This is a genomic window from Streptosporangium vulgare, from assembly GCF_042428775.1.
In the GTDB taxonomy this organism is placed as follows: Bacteria; Actinomycetota; Actinomycetes; order Streptosporangiales; family Streptosporangiaceae; genus Streptosporangium; species Streptosporangium vulgare.
This window is the reverse complement of the sequence record NZ_JBHMBS010000160.1, coordinates 1-604: the sequence shown is the minus strand read 5'-3', so window position 1 is coordinate 604 and position 604 is coordinate 1. Positions and strand designations below refer to the sequence as shown.

Annotated in this window: 1 protein-coding gene; it reads left to right on the top strand. The window is 53.3% G+C overall.

The window, feature by feature from the left end:
* Nucleotides 1–604 (top strand): 3-hydroxyacyl-CoA dehydrogenase NAD-binding domain-containing protein (locus ACFFRH_RS44940; RefSeq protein WP_512701152.1); only part of this gene is annotated, 604 nt, incomplete at both ends.

The window sequence follows — 604 nt, the reverse complement described above, 5'->3', positions numbered from 1 at the left end:
AGCAGAAAAACTGGTTGAAGGCGCAAAGGCGGTTTTACGCCAGGCCATTAACGGCGACCTCGACTGGAAAGCAAAACGTCAGCCGAAGCTGGAACCACTAAAACTGAGCAAGATTGAAGCCACCATGAGCTTCACCATCGCTAAAGGGATGGTCGCACAAACAGCGGGGAAACATTATCCGGCCCCCATCACCGCAGTAAAAACCATTGAAGCTGCGGCCCGTTTTGGTCGTGAAGAAGCCTTAAACCTGGAAAACAAAAGTTTTGTCCCGCTGGCGCATACCAACGAAGCCCGCGCACTGGTCGGCATTTTCCTTAACGATCAATATGTAAAAGGCAAAGCGAAGAAACTCACCAAAGACGTTGAAACCCCGAAACAGGCCGCGGTGCTGGGTGCAGGCATTATGGGCGGCGGCATCGCTTACCAGTCTGCGTGGAAAGGCGTGCCGGTTGTCATGAAAGATATCAACGACAAGTCGTTAACCCTCGGCATGACCGAAGCCGCGAAACTGCTGAACAAGCAGCTTGAGCGCGGCAAGATCGATGGGCTGAAACTGGCTGGCGTGATCTCCACAATCCACCCAACGCTCGACTACGCCGGATTT